General features: G+C 38.3%; 13 protein-coding genes. 8 read left to right on the top strand and 5 right to left on the bottom strand.

Annotated elements, in window-relative coordinates; all coding sequences use genetic code 11:
- Positions 1-13: 13 nt before the first annotated feature.
- The 3 genes from pheT to rpsT form a co-directional block, all read right to left on the bottom strand.
- Positions 14-2,413, bottom strand: a complete 2,400-nt coding sequence (gene pheT, locus P0Y49_02710; GenBank protein WEK20064.1) for a phenylalanine--tRNA ligase subunit beta — start codon at positions 2,411-2,413, stop codon at positions 14-16.
- A 57-nt stretch (positions 2,414-2,470) separates the two neighbouring features.
- The gene (radC, locus tag P0Y49_02705; GenBank protein WEK20063.1) at positions 2,471-3,169 is read right to left on the bottom strand and encodes a DNA repair protein RadC; all 699 of its coding nucleotides are present in this window, start codon (positions 3,167-3,169) and stop codon (positions 2,471-2,473) included.
- A gap of 78 nt (positions 3,170-3,247) precedes the next feature.
- Positions 3,248-3,502: a 30S ribosomal protein S20 gene (gene rpsT, locus P0Y49_02700; protein WEK20062.1), complete on the bottom strand. Its 255-nt coding sequence runs from the start codon at positions 3,500-3,502 to the stop codon at positions 3,248-3,250.
- 325 nt (positions 3,503-3,827) lie between these two features.
- On the opposite strand from rpsT, the gene P0Y49_02695 reads away from it, so the two are divergent.
- Complete coding sequence (locus P0Y49_02695; protein WEK20061.1) at positions 3,828-4,310, top strand: hypothetical protein; 483 nt, start codon at positions 3,828-3,830, stop codon at positions 4,308-4,310.
- Here the strand turns inward: P0Y49_02695 and P0Y49_02690 are convergent.
- Entirely contained in the window at positions 4,305-5,045 is a 741-nt protein-coding gene (locus tag P0Y49_02690; protein ID WEK20060.1) for a superoxide dismutase, read from the bottom strand. The two genes, P0Y49_02695 and P0Y49_02690, sit on opposite strands and share 6 nt — an antisense overlap.
- Positions 5,046-5,266: 221 nt before the next feature.
- On the opposite strand from P0Y49_02690, the gene purN reads away from it, so the two are divergent.
- The 7 genes from purN to rodA all read left to right on the top strand — a co-directional run bounded on the left by purN (position 5,267) and on the right by rodA (position 13,457).
- Positions 5,267-5,845 (top strand): phosphoribosylglycinamide formyltransferase, encoded by a 579-nt coding sequence (gene purN, locus P0Y49_02685; protein ID WEK20059.1) that lies wholly within the window; start codon positions 5,267-5,269, stop codon positions 5,843-5,845.
- 346 nt (positions 5,846-6,191) lie between these two features.
- Positions 6,192-7,718, top strand: coding sequence for a bifunctional phosphoribosylaminoimidazolecarboxamide formyltransferase/IMP cyclohydrolase (gene purH, locus P0Y49_02680; protein WEK20058.1), 1,527 nt, complete (start codon positions 6,192-6,194; stop codon positions 7,716-7,718).
- An 87-nt stretch (positions 7,719-7,805) separates the two neighbouring features.
- On the top strand, positions 7,806-8,828 hold the full coding sequence (locus tag P0Y49_02675) for a rod shape-determining protein (GenBank protein ID WEK20057.1): 1,023 nt from the start codon (positions 7,806-7,808) through the stop codon (positions 8,826-8,828).
- 70 nt (positions 8,829-8,898) lie between these two features.
- Positions 8,899-9,735, top strand: coding sequence for a rod shape-determining protein MreC (gene mreC, locus P0Y49_02670; GenBank protein WEK20056.1), 837 nt, complete (start codon positions 8,899-8,901; stop codon positions 9,733-9,735).
- A complete protein-coding gene (locus tag P0Y49_02665) occupies positions 9,728-10,243 on the top strand; it encodes a rod shape-determining protein MreD (GenBank protein WEK20055.1) in 516 nt (171 codons plus the stop codon). The genes mreC and P0Y49_02665 overlap by 8 nt, the downstream gene beginning before the upstream one ends.
- Positions 10,243-12,192 (top strand): penicillin-binding protein 2, encoded by a 1,950-nt coding sequence (gene mrdA / locus P0Y49_02660; protein WEK20054.1) that lies wholly within the window; start codon positions 10,243-10,245, stop codon positions 12,190-12,192. The genes P0Y49_02665 and mrdA overlap by 1 nt, the downstream gene beginning before the upstream one ends.
- Positions 12,189-13,457, top strand: a complete 1,269-nt coding sequence (gene rodA / locus P0Y49_02655) for a rod shape-determining protein RodA (protein WEK20053.1) — start codon at positions 12,189-12,191, stop codon at positions 13,455-13,457. The genes mrdA and rodA overlap by 4 nt, the downstream gene beginning before the upstream one ends.
- On the opposite strand, the gene P0Y49_02650 is transcribed toward rodA, so the two are convergent.
- A complete protein-coding gene (locus tag P0Y49_02650; GenBank protein WEK20052.1) occupies positions 13,450-14,466 on the bottom strand; it encodes a hypothetical protein in 1,017 nt (338 codons plus the stop codon). The genes rodA and P0Y49_02650 overlap by 8 nt on opposite strands.
- Positions 14,467-14,473: the final 7 nt, after the last annotated feature.

Genomic DNA, 14,473 nt, shown 5'->3' with positions numbered 1-14,473 from the left:
TATTTTTTATTTCTTATTTTCTAATTTCTGCTTTTACTGTTTGTGCTAAGTTATGAATAATCTTTTGCATAACGGCATCAATTTGCTTATCGGTTAAGGTTTGCTCCTCATCCTGTATCGTAAAGTTCAAAGCATAAGACTTTTTACCCTCAGGTAATTTATCGCCTACATACACATCAAATACCTGTATATTTTTAATCAGCTTCTTCTCTGCCTTAAAGGCAACAGTTTTCAAAGCCTCAAAAGTTATATCAGTATCAACCAACATAGACAAATCTCTTCTTACAGCAGGGTATTTAGGAACTTCTTTATTGATAATTTTGTTCTTTCTTACCATATCAAGCAACAATGCCCAATCAAAGTCTGCATAATAAACATCTTTATCCACATCAGCTTTCTTTTTATCGGCTGCTGTTGCAGCACCAAAGCTTACAATTACTTTATCACCTCTAAAATATTTCAATCCAAAAGCAAAGCTTTCATCTTTGATCTCATCAGATTGATAGCTGGTAATCCCCAATCGACCTACAATTGCATCAACTACAGCTTTTAGATGATAAAAGCTAACCGGCACTTGTTTTTGATTCCATTGCTCTGCCTGGTTACTGCCCGAAAGCACGACCAATAAACGCGGACGCTCAACATACTTCTCGTTAATCAGGTGATAGGTTTTACCAAACTCATAAAACTTGATATCAGAAGTCTTTCTGTTTTGGTTATAGGCAACGCTTTCCAAAGCAGGCATTAATAGCTCCTGACGCATTACATTCAAGTCAGAACTCAATGGATTTAAGATCTGAACTGCTTCCGCTGGATTTTTTGAATAGGCACCTTTGGTTAATGAGTTGCACCAGATCTCTAAATAGCCATTAGCAGTAAGCATATCAGCAATCACATGCTGTGTTTGTTCTTTATCAGGTTTTGAACTGTACGATAAAGATGCATTTATTTTACTTGGAATCTCGATATTGTTATAACCATAAATCCTCAATACTTCCTCAGTAATGTCGCACTCACGTGTTACATCCACTTTAAAAGCAGGCACCTTTAAGCTCAGCCCTTCAGTAGTTTCTGCGGTAACAGCAATACCCAAGGCAACAATGATGGCTTTAATCTCTTCAGTGGCAATTTCAGCACCAATTAACCCATTGATATTTTGATATTTTACTTCAACATCAAAAGCCTGTACCGGATTAGGATAGATATCAGAAACCTGCGAAGCAATCTTTCCGCCGCCAAGCTCTGCAATCAATAAGGCTGCACGCTTTAAAGCAGTAACAGTCATATCAGGATCGGTACCACGTTCAAATCTGAAGGAAGCATCTGTTTTCAATCCATGTCTTTTCGAAGTTTTACGTACAGATACGGCATTAAAGTAGGCACTTTCCAAAAATATATTAGTCGTTGTCTCACTTACCCCAGAGTTTTTACCGCCAAATACGCCGGCAATACACATAGGTGCTTCTGCATTGCAAATCATCAGATCTTCTGAAGAAAGTTTACGCTCCACACCATCAAGTGTTACAAAAGGTGTTCCTTCTGCACATTTCTTAACATATACTTGTCCACCTTTAATCTGATCTGCATCAAAAGCATGAAGTGGCACACCAAGATCATGCAGTACATAATTGGTAATGTCTACAATATTGTTAATCGGCCTGATGCCTATCACTTTCAATTTATCTTGTAACCAGTCTGGAGAGGCCTTAACCGTAACACCACTAATGGTAACACTGCTGTATCTTGGGCAGGCGACGGTGTCCTCTACTTTCACATCTATCAGCAGACTTTCGTTATCTGTTTTAAAACCTGAAACATCAGGCATCTGTATATTGGTACGGAAATAAGCGGCTAAATCTCTCGCCACACCTAAATGCGATGCTGCATCTGCCCTATTTGGGGTAAGGCCAATTTCAAAAAGATAATCATCTTCCAAATTGAAATAAGCTTTTGCAGTTGTCCCCACTACGGTATCTTCAGGCAGTACCATAATCCCGTCATGAGACACACCCAAACCGATCTCATCTTCGGCACAAATCATCCCTTCAGATGCTTCTCCTCTTATTTTTGATTTATTAATTTTGAAAGGCTCGCCTTCATTCGGATAAACCGTAGTACCTACAGTTGCAACCACAACTTTTTGTCCCTGGGCTACATTTGGTGCGCCACAAACAATCTGCAAAGGTTCCCCAGTACCAACGTCTACAGTTGTTACGTGCAAACGATCAGCATTAGGGTGCTGCACGCAACTCAATACATGACCTATAACTAATCCTTCCAAGCCACCTGCAACAGGCTGAACCGTTTCCAGGCTTTCAACCTCCAAACCTATATTGGTTAATATTAAAGAAAGCTCCTGTGGTGTTTTATCTGTCTGAATGAACTGTTTTAGCCAATTGTATGATATCTTCATTTTTATTCTATAAAACGCAAAGATATTATTTAATGCTGAAAGGAGAAAGCTAAGGAATTAAATTAAACCCTCGTCGCCGAAACTAAAAAATACTTTATCTGTTACAATCAGATGATCCAGCACATGCAGATCAAGCACCCTCCCGGCCTCAACCATTTTTTTGGTAATATTTATATCCTGTTGACTTGGTTTTAAACTCCCTGAAGGATGATTATGGGCCAGGATTACATAAGCTGCATTGTGTTCCAGCGCAGTCTTAAAAATAATCTTTGGGTCGGCCACAGTACCTGCCATCCCACCTTTACTAATCAACTGTTTACCAATTAAATAATTGGCTTGATTTAGTATCAATATCCAAAATTCCTCATGATTCAGATCAGCAAAAACCGGCAGCAACACAGCAAATGCATCTGCTGATGTTACGATCTTAACCAGGTTACGACTGGCAGTTTCCTTTCTTCTCCTCCCAAGTTCCAAAGCCGCCACTATAGCAACAGCTTTAGCTTCACCTATCCCCTTAAACTTCGAAAGATCTTTTACAGACACTTTTCCAAGCGCATCCAGATCATTGTTATAAAACCCAAGGATGCGTTTACTTAGGTCTACCGCAGTTTCGTCCTTATTGCCGGAACCAATTAAAATAGCGATCAACTCTGCATCTGTAAGATACCTCCGACCATTCAACAATAGTTTTTCGCGGGGCCTGTCAGCTTCCGCCCACATTTTTATTCCTATTTTTTCCTGGTATCGGTTCATCTTTACAAATTCAGTTTTTGAACAAAAAAAAACGGGATATGCAATGCATATCCCGTCTATAATATTGTAAAGCTATTGTTATTTTAAGCCATTAACAAATTTAGTCAGCTTAGATTTGTTGTTAGCTGCTTTGTTTTTATGAATAACATTCTTTTTGGCTAAACGATCTAGCATAGAAATTACTTTAGGAAGTAATTCTAATCCAGTTTTTTTATCTTCAGCGCCACGCAATCTTTTGATAAACGTACGAGTTGTTTTTGCCTGGTATCTGTTACGTAAACGTTTAGTTGCGTTTGCTCTAATTCTTTTTAATGAAGATTTATGATTTGCCATTTTTTGTTATTAAAGTATTTTATAGTTAGAGCAAAGCTCTGTTATTCTTTCTGTTTTTCGGACTGCAAATATAGAATTAATGTTTTTAAAATACAAAAGCATTGTATAAATATTTTTTGGTTAATTGCTTTTTGTCCAATTATTTCAATTAACCAAGTATAATTCCTTTAGGCCTTAAACTCGTATTTAATGATAAAACCCTGTTAAGACGAAAATAGCTGCAACTATTTGACATTAAAGAAGTTTTATATATTTTTACACATAAACCATCAAAAAAGCTCAATCTATCTTGTTTTAGATTTCAAACTCTTAAAACCATAACATCATGAAACATTTACAACTTTTATTAATTCTACTATTTGCAGTGCTACAAACACGCAGTCAAATTAAAGTTGAAAAGGCAAAAGAAATTGAAGTTTACAAAGGACGATCGCTTGAAGCAGACAACAACATTAAAACCAAACCTACTGTTGTTGAACAAAAATCTGACCTAAGCTTCTTTACACGTAAATGGCGAACAGGAGTAACCAATGCTTTTTATACGACTCAAACCGGTGGATATACCTATTTACACATCAGCGCTAATGCTCAAACCAAGCCACTATACATCAATGCCGACGGAACCTATTACTGGGAAGCCTATGGTGAAAAACGTAAAGGCTACTGGCAAAAAACAGACGACAAAGATTACCCTATTGTTCTTAAAAACTCCATAGAGGGCAAGAATTGGTATGTATGCCAGAATGAAAAGAATGGCATTTATATCTGGGATAAAAATGCCATAAGCTATACTGGTGTTCCTCTATAAATACCTTTTCCCTACCAAATTCCAATCTACCGTATTCCACCAGTTGGCAATATAATCCGGACGTCTATTCTGATATTTAAGGTAATAAGCATGTTCCCACACATCTAGCCCCAACAAAGGCACTCCTTTTACTTCTGCATTGTCAAACAAAGGGTTGTCCTGATTGGCCGTCGAACATATCTTTAAAGTCCCATTATCATTTACCAGCCATGCCCATCCAGATCCAAAACGTGCTGCTGCAGCAGCGGAAAATTGTTCTTTAAATTTATCAACAGAACCAAATGCTTTAATAATTGCATCTTTTAATTTTCCTTGAGGTTCAGTTGAAGCACCTGGTTTTAAAGTCGCAAAAAAGAAATTGTGATTCCATACCCCGCCCCCATTGTTACGTGCTTTGGCCGAAAGCTTTGAAGCATTATTAAAAAACTCGATTTCTGTGGTATAGGGTATGTTTTCAGCCACAATTGCATCGTTTGCATTTTTAACATAAGCGGCAAGGTGCTTTGTATAATGAATCTCCATCGTAAGCGCATCAATATTTGGCTCCAGCGCATTGTACTCATATTTTAAGGGAAGCTGTACAAACTTCAACGGGGCAAGACCGATATTTCTTTCACCAGTTACAGCAGCGGCCAATGCAGCACCTCCATTTAACAAAACTGGGGAACCTACAGCAGCCACCAATGAGGCAGTTAACGTAGTTTTAATAAAATCTCTGCGGGTGTTTGTTTCCATGATTATGGTATTTATAGGTTTTAAACAAAAAATGAAGGGAAAGCAAAATATACTCTCCAATGAAAGTAACTTATTTCACCCCAAAATGTTCTTTAATCCTATTATTTTTACAAAGGCCGAACATTTATAGATGGTAGTGATAATTTTTTATCTTTGAGCACGAATAAAGGGGCTTATTATAGCTTTATTGCAAAAAAACATCACACTAACTGAAAAACGTCATGAAGAAGCGCATCGCCATATTTGCCTCAGGATCAGGATCAAATGCTCAAAAAATAATGGAGCATTTTAAACGAAGTACGGAAGTTGAAATCGCTTTGGTGCTGACCAACAATCCTGACGCGTATGTTTTACAGCGGGCCGACAACTTCGAAATCCCTTCTCATGTGTTTGACAGGCATGAATTTTATCAGACCGACAACATTATCGACTTATTAAAAAACCTGGAAATAGATCTGATTGTACTTGCAGGATTTTTATGGCTGATCCCTAAAAACCTCATTGCCGAATACCCTGGCCGCATTGTTAATATCCACCCTGCCATTTTACCTAAATTTGGTGGTAAGGGTATGTATGGCGACCATGTACACCATGCTGTAATGGAAGCCAAAGAAACCGAAGGAGGCATCACCATTCATTATGTAAATGAGCATTACGATGAAGGCGAATACATTTACCAGGCTAAATACCGCATAGAAAAAGATGACAACCTGGAGATGATTAAATTCAAAGGTCAGCAATTAGAACACCTACATTATCCAAGAGTGGTAGAGAGTATTTTGAAAAAGATAAAAAAATAAAAACCTCTCCTCTTAGTACGACACTGTATAGCTATAATAGAACGAGACAACACTCAATATGCGCTCGGTGTAAATCCGCAATGAGTCCGCCATGAGTCCGCGGTGAGTCCACCTTTTTCCAGTAAAAAGGCGGACTCACCGCGCTCTAATTGCATTAGGAAGGCGGAGTTACCATAAACTATTATTAAACCTATATTAATCCTAAAAAAACCGGATCCAAATCTGCTATTTATAAACACCTTTATAAACAATCATCTAACACATCAAACCTAGTTTACGACACTATAAATAAGCATTTGACATTAAAGGAAAAACAGGTAACTTTGCGGCTCAAAATTTTTCTCCAATGAGTCAATCTATAAAGATCAAAAACGCTTTAATTTCAGTTTATTATAAGGATGGTTTAGAGCCATTAGTTCGTTTACTTGCCCAGCAAGGTGTGCAATTATTCTCTACCGGAGGTACTGAACAATTTATTAAAGATCTGAATATTCCCGTTACGGCTGTTGAAGACCTTACAGGTTATCCTTCAATTTTAGGAGGAAGAGTAAAAACATTACACCCTAAAGTTTTCGGTGGCATTTTAAACCGCAGGGCTCTTGGATCAGATCAGGAGCAGATTGCACAATATGAAATTCCTGAAATAGATTTAGTAATTGTTGACTTATATCCTTTCGAGGAAACCGTTAAAGCCGGTGGTTCTGAATCAGACATTATCGAAAAAATAGATATCGGTGGTATTTCCCTAATCAGAGCTGCTGCAAAAAACTTTAATGATGTAGTGATTCTAGCTTCTAAGGATGATTACTCAACTTTACAACAACAGTTGGAAGCACAAAATGGAGAAACAACTTTAGCTCAACGTAAAGCTTTTGCTAAAAAAGCGTTCCACACTTCTTCTCATTACGATACTGCAATCTTCAATTATTTCAATAACGAAGAGCCACTTAATGTATTTAAACATAGTATCAACCAGGCGCAAACATTAAGATATGGTGAAAACCCACACCAGCAAGGTGTATTTTATGGTGATCTGGATGCCATGTTCACTAAATTAAATGGTAAAGAGCTTTCTTACAACAACCTTGTTGATGTTGATGCTGCAGTTGCCTTAATTGATGAGTTTGAAGCACCAACCTTTGCGATATTAAAACATACCAATGCTTGTGGTGTAGCTTCAAAAGCAACCATTTTAGAAGCATGGAATGTAGCACTTGCCTGCGACCCGGTTTCAGCATTTGGCGGTGTACTGATCGCCAACAGAGAAATTGATCTGGCTACAGCTACTGAGATCAATAAACTTTTCTTTGAAGTTTTGATCGCTCCTTCATATCAACCGGAAGCTGTTGAACTTTTCCGCGCTAAAAAGAACAGAGTAATTTTACAACGTAACGAAGTTGAACTGAGCAAAAAACAGTTTAAAACTTTATTAAACGGTGTAATTGAACAAGATAAAGATTTAATTATCGAGGGTCCTGAGCAAATGATTGCCGTAACAGAAAAAGTACCTACTACACAAGAGTTACAAGACCTTTATTTTGCCAATAAAATTGTAAAGCACACTAAATCAAACACTATTGTTTTTGTTAAAAATGATCAGTTATTGTCAAGTGGTGTGGGTCAGACCTCAAGAGTTGATGCTTTAAAGCAAGCGATTGTTAAGGCTGATGCTTTTAACTTCGACTTAAAAGGTTCGGTTATGGCATCTGATGCATTTTTCCCTTTCCCTGACTGCGTAGAGATTGCTGCCGAAGCAGGCATTACGGCTGTCCTACAACCGGGTGGATCGATTAAAGATGCGGATTCGATAAATATGGCTAATGAAAAAGGAATTGCCATGGTTACTACTGGTGTTAGACATTTTAAACACTAATTTATTTATCCTCGAATACAATAAAAAGCTGTAGTTTTACATTAATATAGTACATAGAATTATTAATACTTAAATTATCACCTATAGATGGGTCTATTTAATTGGTTTACACAGGAGGTTGCTATCGATTTAGGCACGGCAAACACCTTAATTATACATAATGACAAAGTAGTAGTTGATGAACCTTCAATCGTTGCTTTTGACAGACAAACAAATAAAATTATTGCTATTGGGAGACAGGCCATGCAAATGGAAGGTAAAACCCATGATAATATTCGTACCGTAAGACCCTTGAAAGATGGTGTAATTGCAGACTTTAATGCTGCTGAAGCCATGATTAAAGGAATGATTCGTATGCTGAATGGCGGTAAAGGATGGATGTTCCCTTCATTAAGAATGGTCATCTGTATTCCTTCAGGAATTACTGAGGTTGAAAAACGTGCAGTAAGGGACTCGGCTGAAATTGCCGGTGCTAAAGAGGTATACCTGATCCATGAGCCAATGGCTGCTGCAGTAGGTATTGGTATTGATGTGGAAGAGCCTATGGGTAATATGATTATTGATATCGGTGGTGGTACGACCGAAATTGCAGTAATTGCATTGTCAGGTATTGTTTGTGATCAGTCTATCCGCGTTGCCGGAGATAACTTTGACTCTGATATTGTAAACTACATCCGCCGTCAGCATAACATCATGATTGGTGACCGTACAGCTGAAAAGATTAAAATTGAAGTTGGCGCGGCATTACCGGAATTAACTGATCCTCCTGCAGATTTTGCAGTTCAAGGAAGAGACTTGATGACGGGCGTACCTAAACAGATCACAGTGTCTTATACCGAAATTGCGCATTGCCTGGATAAATCTATCTCAAAAATCGAAGAGGCGATTCTTAAAGCTTTAGAGATCACTCCTCCGGAGTTATCTGCAGACATTTATCAAACCGGTATTTATTTAACAGGTGGAGGTGCTTTACTTCGTGGACTGGATAAACGTGTAGCAGCCAAAACCAAACTTCCTGTCCATGTGGCCGAAGATCCACTTCGTGCTGTTGTACGTGGAACTGGTATCGCCTTAAAAAATATTGGCGGCTTTAAATTTTTAATGCAATAATTAAATGAATAACAGCTCAATGAAGGTTTCTAAGTCAAACTAGAAACCTTCATTATATATCTCCCTGAATATGCGTAACCTTTGGATTTTCATAAACAGATATAACGCATTTTTCTTATTCATTATTTTTTTTACAATTGGGGTTATCTTAACTGTAAAAAACAATGCCTATCAGCGCAGTGTAACGGTAAACTCTACCAATAAAGTGGTTGGCGAAGTTTACCAGAATCTGAATGTACTAAAGAAATATCTTAATCTGGGATCTGTAAATGACAGCCTTGCTGTTGAAAACGCCAAGCTAAAAACAGAACTGCTTGCACTTAAAAATATTGATAGTGCTAAGAAAATTGTAGTTAAAGACTCACTTAATAAACCGCAGTATACTTATTTATCTGCCCGGGTAATCAAAAACTCGATTACGTTACGCAACAATGTCATCACGATTAATAAGGGCTCCGCAGATGGGATTGCCCCTGATATGCCTGTAATCTCCCCAGGCAAAGGCGTTGTTGGCTTTGTGATGGATGTTTCTGAACACCTGGCTACCATCCGCTCTTTATTGCACAAAGACACTAAGATTAGTGTGAGTATTAAAAAGAGCGATGCTCTGGGATCTTTGGTATGGGGTGTTGGCAACTCAGACTACACAAAAGCTTTTGTTAAAGAGATTCCAAATCACTTTAAGATTAATCTTAAAGATACCATCGTTACTTCAGGATTTTCATCTTTCCCTCCGGGTATTCCTGTAGGACTTGTAACCAATACCGGTGTAGCTACCGGCGACAACTTCATGTCTATAGAAATAAAACTTTTCAATGATTTCAGTACCTTACAATATGTGTACGTTATTCTTGATAAATATGCCACAGAACAAAAAGAATTAGAAGCAAAGTTGCCACATGAATAGCAGATTAGCATTAGTAAATATAGTCAGGTGGTTTGTCCTACTCTTAATTCAAATCCTTTTACTAAGGAATTTGAGTTTCTATAATATGGCTACCCCTTTTGTGTATATCATCTTCCTCTTACTTCTTCCGTTTAACACACCCAATATACTGCTGTATCTCATTGCTTTTGTTACCGGATTAACGCTGGATGCTTTTTACGATACACTCGGCGTACATACTGCAGCCTGTGTGGCTCTGGCCTTTGTAAGGATTTTATTTATTTCCGTAACCATGAACCGTGATGGTTTTGATGAGCCCGAACCGACATTGGGTAATATGGGTTTTAAGTGGTTTATCATCTACGCCTTTTTATGTACCATGGCACACCATCTGGTACTTTTCTTTTTAGAAACTTTTAGATTGGCAGAGTTTTCCTATACCTTGCTGAGGTGCTTTTTTAGCATTATATTTACCTTGTTTACTGTTGTATTGATAGAATTTATATTCTATAATAGAAAAATGCGCTAATGGATAATCTGTTTAATCGGAAATATATTATACAGGGGTTATTCATTCTTATTGGCTTAATTTTACTTGGAACACTTTTTTACATTCAGGTAGCGACCGATAAATACTTCATTTCTGCAGAGAGTAATGTGTTGCGTAAGATCTATACTTTCCCTGCTCGAGGTGTTATTTTTGATCGCAATGAAAAGCCATTAGCTCAAAATGAAGCTGTGTACGACCTGATGGTTATTCCCAATCAGGTAAAAGCCTTTGATACTGCAGCCCTTTGTCGAATTATAGACATCGACAAGGAACGCTTTACACGAAACTTCAATAAAGCGACCATTCAATCAAGGTACCAGCCAAGTATTTTTGAGCGTCAATTGTCTATACAGGTTTATGCAACCTTATCGGAGCAACTGTCTCGCTTTCCCGGCTTTTTTGTACAAAGCAGAACCATCAGACATTACCCCGATAGTATAGCTGCCCATTTTCTGGGCTACATTAAAGAGGTATCCCCTACCGATATCAAAAACTCGGACGGTTATTACCGTCCGGGTGATTATATTGGTAAATCAGGTGTGGAAAAATCTTACGAAACTTTATTAAGAGGTGAAAGAGGTGTAGTAAATATGCTTTATGATGCCCGAAACGTCCCTAAGGGAAGTTATGCCGAAGGTAGATTTGATACAGCAGCTGTTTCCGGAGACCAGTTAATTTCATCATTGGACTTAAAATTACAAAAACTTGGAGAGGAATTGATGTCGAATAAGGTGGGCAGTATTGTTGCAATAGAACCAGCATCAGGAGAAATTCTCGCTTTTGTAAGCAGCCCAAGTTACGATCCAAATTTAATGGTTGGTAGAAACCAGGGGAATAATTATATGGACTTATTGACAACCCCAAATCGTCCACTTAATATCAGACCAATTCAAGGTTACTATTCGCCAGGCTCGTCCTTTAAACCTTTAGATGCACTAATTGGGCTTCAGGAAGGTGTAATTGACCCAAACACAACATTTAATTGTCCGGGCTACTTCCGTGTTGGAAACCATACTGTAAAATGTGAACACGTAGACGGCAATATCTCCTTGCGAAGAGGTTTAGCCAGATCTTGTAATACTTATGCTTGTCATGTTTTTCAACAACTACTTACCCAACGTAAATTTCCAAACCAGCGCGTAGCTTATGATGATTGGCAAAAGAAGGTTAGAAAATTTGGGCTTGGAGGAAAATTAGGAATAGACCTCCCTTCAGAGCGTGAGGGCAGGCTATATGATGCAGCTTATTATTCGGGAAAATACAGCAAATATTGGAATTATGGTACCGTAATTTCCCTGGCCATTGGACAAGGTGAGATGGATGCAACCCCGTTACAGATGGCCAACATCATGGCTATCATTGCCAATCGTGGCTATTATATCAAGCCCCACCTGGTAAAAGCGATTGGTAAGAACAAAGTAATCAAAAAGGAATACGTTAAAAAGAATTACGTTGATGTGGAAGCCCGCCACTTTGAGCCTGTAATTGATGGAATGCAGGATGCTGTAAATGCGCCTTGGGGAACAGCAATCCAGTCAAGGATAGATGGTATTCTGATGTGCGGTAAAACCGGTACGGTACAAAATCCACGTGGTAAAAATCACTCGGTATTTATTGGCTTTGCACCAAGAGACAATCCTAAAATTGCTATTGCAGTAATTGTAGAGAATGCGGGTTTTGGTAGTCAATATGCTGCACCTATAGCCAGTTACATTACCGAACAATATTTAAGAGGCCAATTACCTAAAAACAAGCTTGCTCAGGTAGAATGGATGAAGAAACAGGTGATTTTGCCGGAACCGCCTAAGCCTAAAGTTAAGCCAAAAGCAAAGGATGCAGATTCAGTCACAACTCCTACACCTTCTACAGCTCAGGTTACCACAAATAACACAACAGCAACAAGCACACCTATTCAGACTACAAAATGATCAATCAGCAAAGCAGCAACAGGTTCTTCTTTAACGTTGACTGGATTAGCATCCTCATCTACGTTGCATTGTGTACCATTGGCGTTGTAAATATTTATGCTTCTGTATATACCGGTTCAGAATCCGCTGTCTTTAACTTCACTACCAATTATGGTAAACAGCTTATTTTTGTCATAACAGGTCTGATATTGGGCTTATCTATATTGTTGCTGGATGCCAAGTTTTTCAGCATCTTTTCTCCCATCATTTATGGGATTACGATGTTTCTATTGGTAGTAGTGCTGGTTGTTGGACGTAATGTTGGCGGAAATCAGGCATGGATCCCTTTGGGAACCTTTCGTTTACAGCCCTCTGAACTCGCTAAATTTGGGACCGCACTTTTACTGGCAAGATACATCAGTTCTTTTAACCCAAAGCTAAATACTTTAAAACCGGTATTAATTGCTGCAGTAATCGTCGTTATCCCGATGTGCCTGATCATGTTACAGCCTGATGCGGGTTCAATGCTTGTGTTTCTGTCCTTTATGTTCCCACTATACCGGGAAGGGTTACCAGGTTATTTACTCGGTATATTTTGGGGGATGGTAGTTTTATTTATCCTTAACCTTTTTCTTGCTCCATGGGTATTGATATCGTCTATCCTGGCACTTAGTGGATTGTTTATCTATTTTAACAAGAAAAAGCAGCAAAGGATGATTATGATTGGCGTCATTACCCTTGCATCCATTGGCTACCTCTTCATCGCCAAAATCATGTTCGAAGATATACTACGTCCACACCAGCGTACCCGTATTGAATTGATCCTTGGTCTTAAAACCGATCCTAAAGGAGCCGGATACAATGTTAACCAGTCCAAAATAGCCATTGGTTCAGGTCAACTTACCGGTCGTGGCTTTTTAGAGGGTACACAAACGAAATATGGTTATGTACCGGAACAGAGTACAGATTTCATATTTTCTACAATTGGAGAAGAATGGGGATTTACAGGATGCTTTATTGTGATTGCTTTGTACCTATTTTTACTCCTCAGGGTCATCAACTTAGCCGAGCGACAGCGATCTTCATTCTCAAGGGTTTATGGCTACTGTGTGGCTTGCATCATCTTCTTCCACGTATTTATCAATATAGGGATGACCATTGGGATTATACCGGTGATAGGTATCCCATTGCCCTTTATCAGCTACGGTGGATCTTCATTATGGAGCTTTACAGTATTGTTGTTTATCTTCCTTAAGCTAGACTCAAACCGGATGGGCTTTATTTAGCCGGAAAACGTTGATTTAACAATTCATAAAACTGATCAACAGTAGCTTGCTTCGAGGCCCAGTTATTTTTCACTGCATAGTTCTGCTGTAAAAAGCTATCAACAGTTTTAAAATCAGGCATTTTATTGATCACATCGATGGCTTCAGCATATGCAAGATTGTAACCGTTAAATAGATCTTTGATATAAAGTAGCTTCTGATTTAGGTTTATAGCCTGTTTTAAATCCGTTATACCAGTTTTATTACTTTCTTCATTCAGACTTGCCGAAAAGGCACCTTTTCCTCCCAGCATATCATTTAATGTGGGTCTGGGCTGATTTACTTCCGGTTCTTTTACAACTTGTGGAGCTTCTTCAGCTTTATCAATTACAGGTATAGCAACAGGCTGTACAATGATCTTTTCCTCAACCTTTTCAACTATCGGCTCCTGCACAGGGATACTTTTTTCTTCTTCTGGAGCTACTTTTTCAGTCGACTGCTGTTGCAACTGACTATCTCTTAACCTTTGCTTTTCAGCAATAATCTCCTCTTCCTGTTTACTTAAAGGTCTATCGAAAATTGTACTCACAGGTTGCTCTTCAAACTCAAACTTATCCGTTAAAGGCTCATCATTTAGTAGAAATTCAAATTTTAAAGGTTCACGCGCTTCTTCTACCTCTTCATTTGCCTCAACATATTCAGCTTCCAGTTCTTCAAGTGTTTTTTCTTTAGCTATTTCAGGCACTTGAATAATTTCAGGTTCCTTTGTTATAACCTCAGAGATTGTTACAACCTCAGGGATGACCGGGGTTTGATCTTCGGCCCGCTCCGGTATTGCTTTTATAGCTTTATTGCTATTTATTTTTCTTACAATCTGAACATGATCAGATAAAAAGTTTGCATTTGCCAGAAAGAGCTCCAATTCTAACTCATTGAGTTGGCTAGGATTTTGAGCTAAAAACTCATACTGATCCTGAAGCTCATTTAGTATATGTCCTACTTTTTTAAAAATATCCTCTTGGTTCATCATAATGTAA

It is taken from the genome of Candidatus Pedobacter colombiensis, from assembly GCA_029202485.1.
Classification (GTDB): domain Bacteria; phylum Bacteroidota; class Bacteroidia; order Sphingobacteriales; family Sphingobacteriaceae; genus Pedobacter; species Pedobacter colombiensis.
The sequence above is the reverse complement of the archived record's forward strand: the minus strand, read 5'-3'. Positions and strand labels throughout refer to the sequence as shown.

Excerpts from the sequence above, each read along its gene's own strand:
- P0Y49_02665 (WEK20055.1), top strand. The coding sequence starts at position 9,728 with ATGAATAGCAGATTAGCATTAGTAAATATAGTCAGGTGGTTTGTCCTA.
- P0Y49_02650 (WEK20052.1), bottom strand. The coding sequence starts at position 14,466 with ATGATGAACCAAGAGGATATTTTTAAAAAAGTAGGACATATACTAAAT.
- rpsT (WEK20062.1), bottom strand. The coding sequence starts at position 3,502 with ATGGCAAATCATAAATCTTCATTAAAAAGAATTAGAGCAAACGCAACT.
- mrdA (WEK20054.1), top strand. The coding sequence starts at position 10,243 with ATGGATAATCTGTTTAATCGGAAATATATTATACAGGGGTTATTCATT.
- rodA (WEK20053.1), top strand. The coding sequence starts at position 12,189 with ATGATCAATCAGCAAAGCAGCAACAGGTTCTTCTTTAACGTTGACTGG.
- mreC (WEK20056.1), top strand. The coding sequence starts at position 8,899 with ATGCGTAACCTTTGGATTTTCATAAACAGATATAACGCATTTTTCTTA.
- P0Y49_02695 (WEK20061.1), top strand. The coding sequence starts at position 3,828 with ATGAAACATTTACAACTTTTATTAATTCTACTATTTGCAGTGCTACAA.
- pheT (WEK20064.1), bottom strand. The coding sequence starts at position 2,413 with ATGAAGATATCATACAATTGGCTAAAACAGTTCATTCAGACAGATAAA.
- P0Y49_02690 (WEK20060.1), bottom strand. The coding sequence starts at position 5,045 with ATGGAAACAAACACCCGCAGAGATTTTATTAAAACTACGTTAACTGCC.
- P0Y49_02675 (WEK20057.1), top strand. The coding sequence starts at position 7,806 with ATGGGTCTATTTAATTGGTTTACACAGGAGGTTGCTATCGATTTAGGC.
- purN (WEK20059.1), top strand. The coding sequence starts at position 5,267 with ATGAAGAAGCGCATCGCCATATTTGCCTCAGGATCAGGATCAAATGCT.
- radC (WEK20063.1), bottom strand. The coding sequence starts at position 3,169 with ATGAACCGATACCAGGAAAAAATAGGAATAAAAATGTGGGCGGAAGCT.
- purH (WEK20058.1), top strand. The coding sequence starts at position 6,192 with ATGAGTCAATCTATAAAGATCAAAAACGCTTTAATTTCAGTTTATTAT.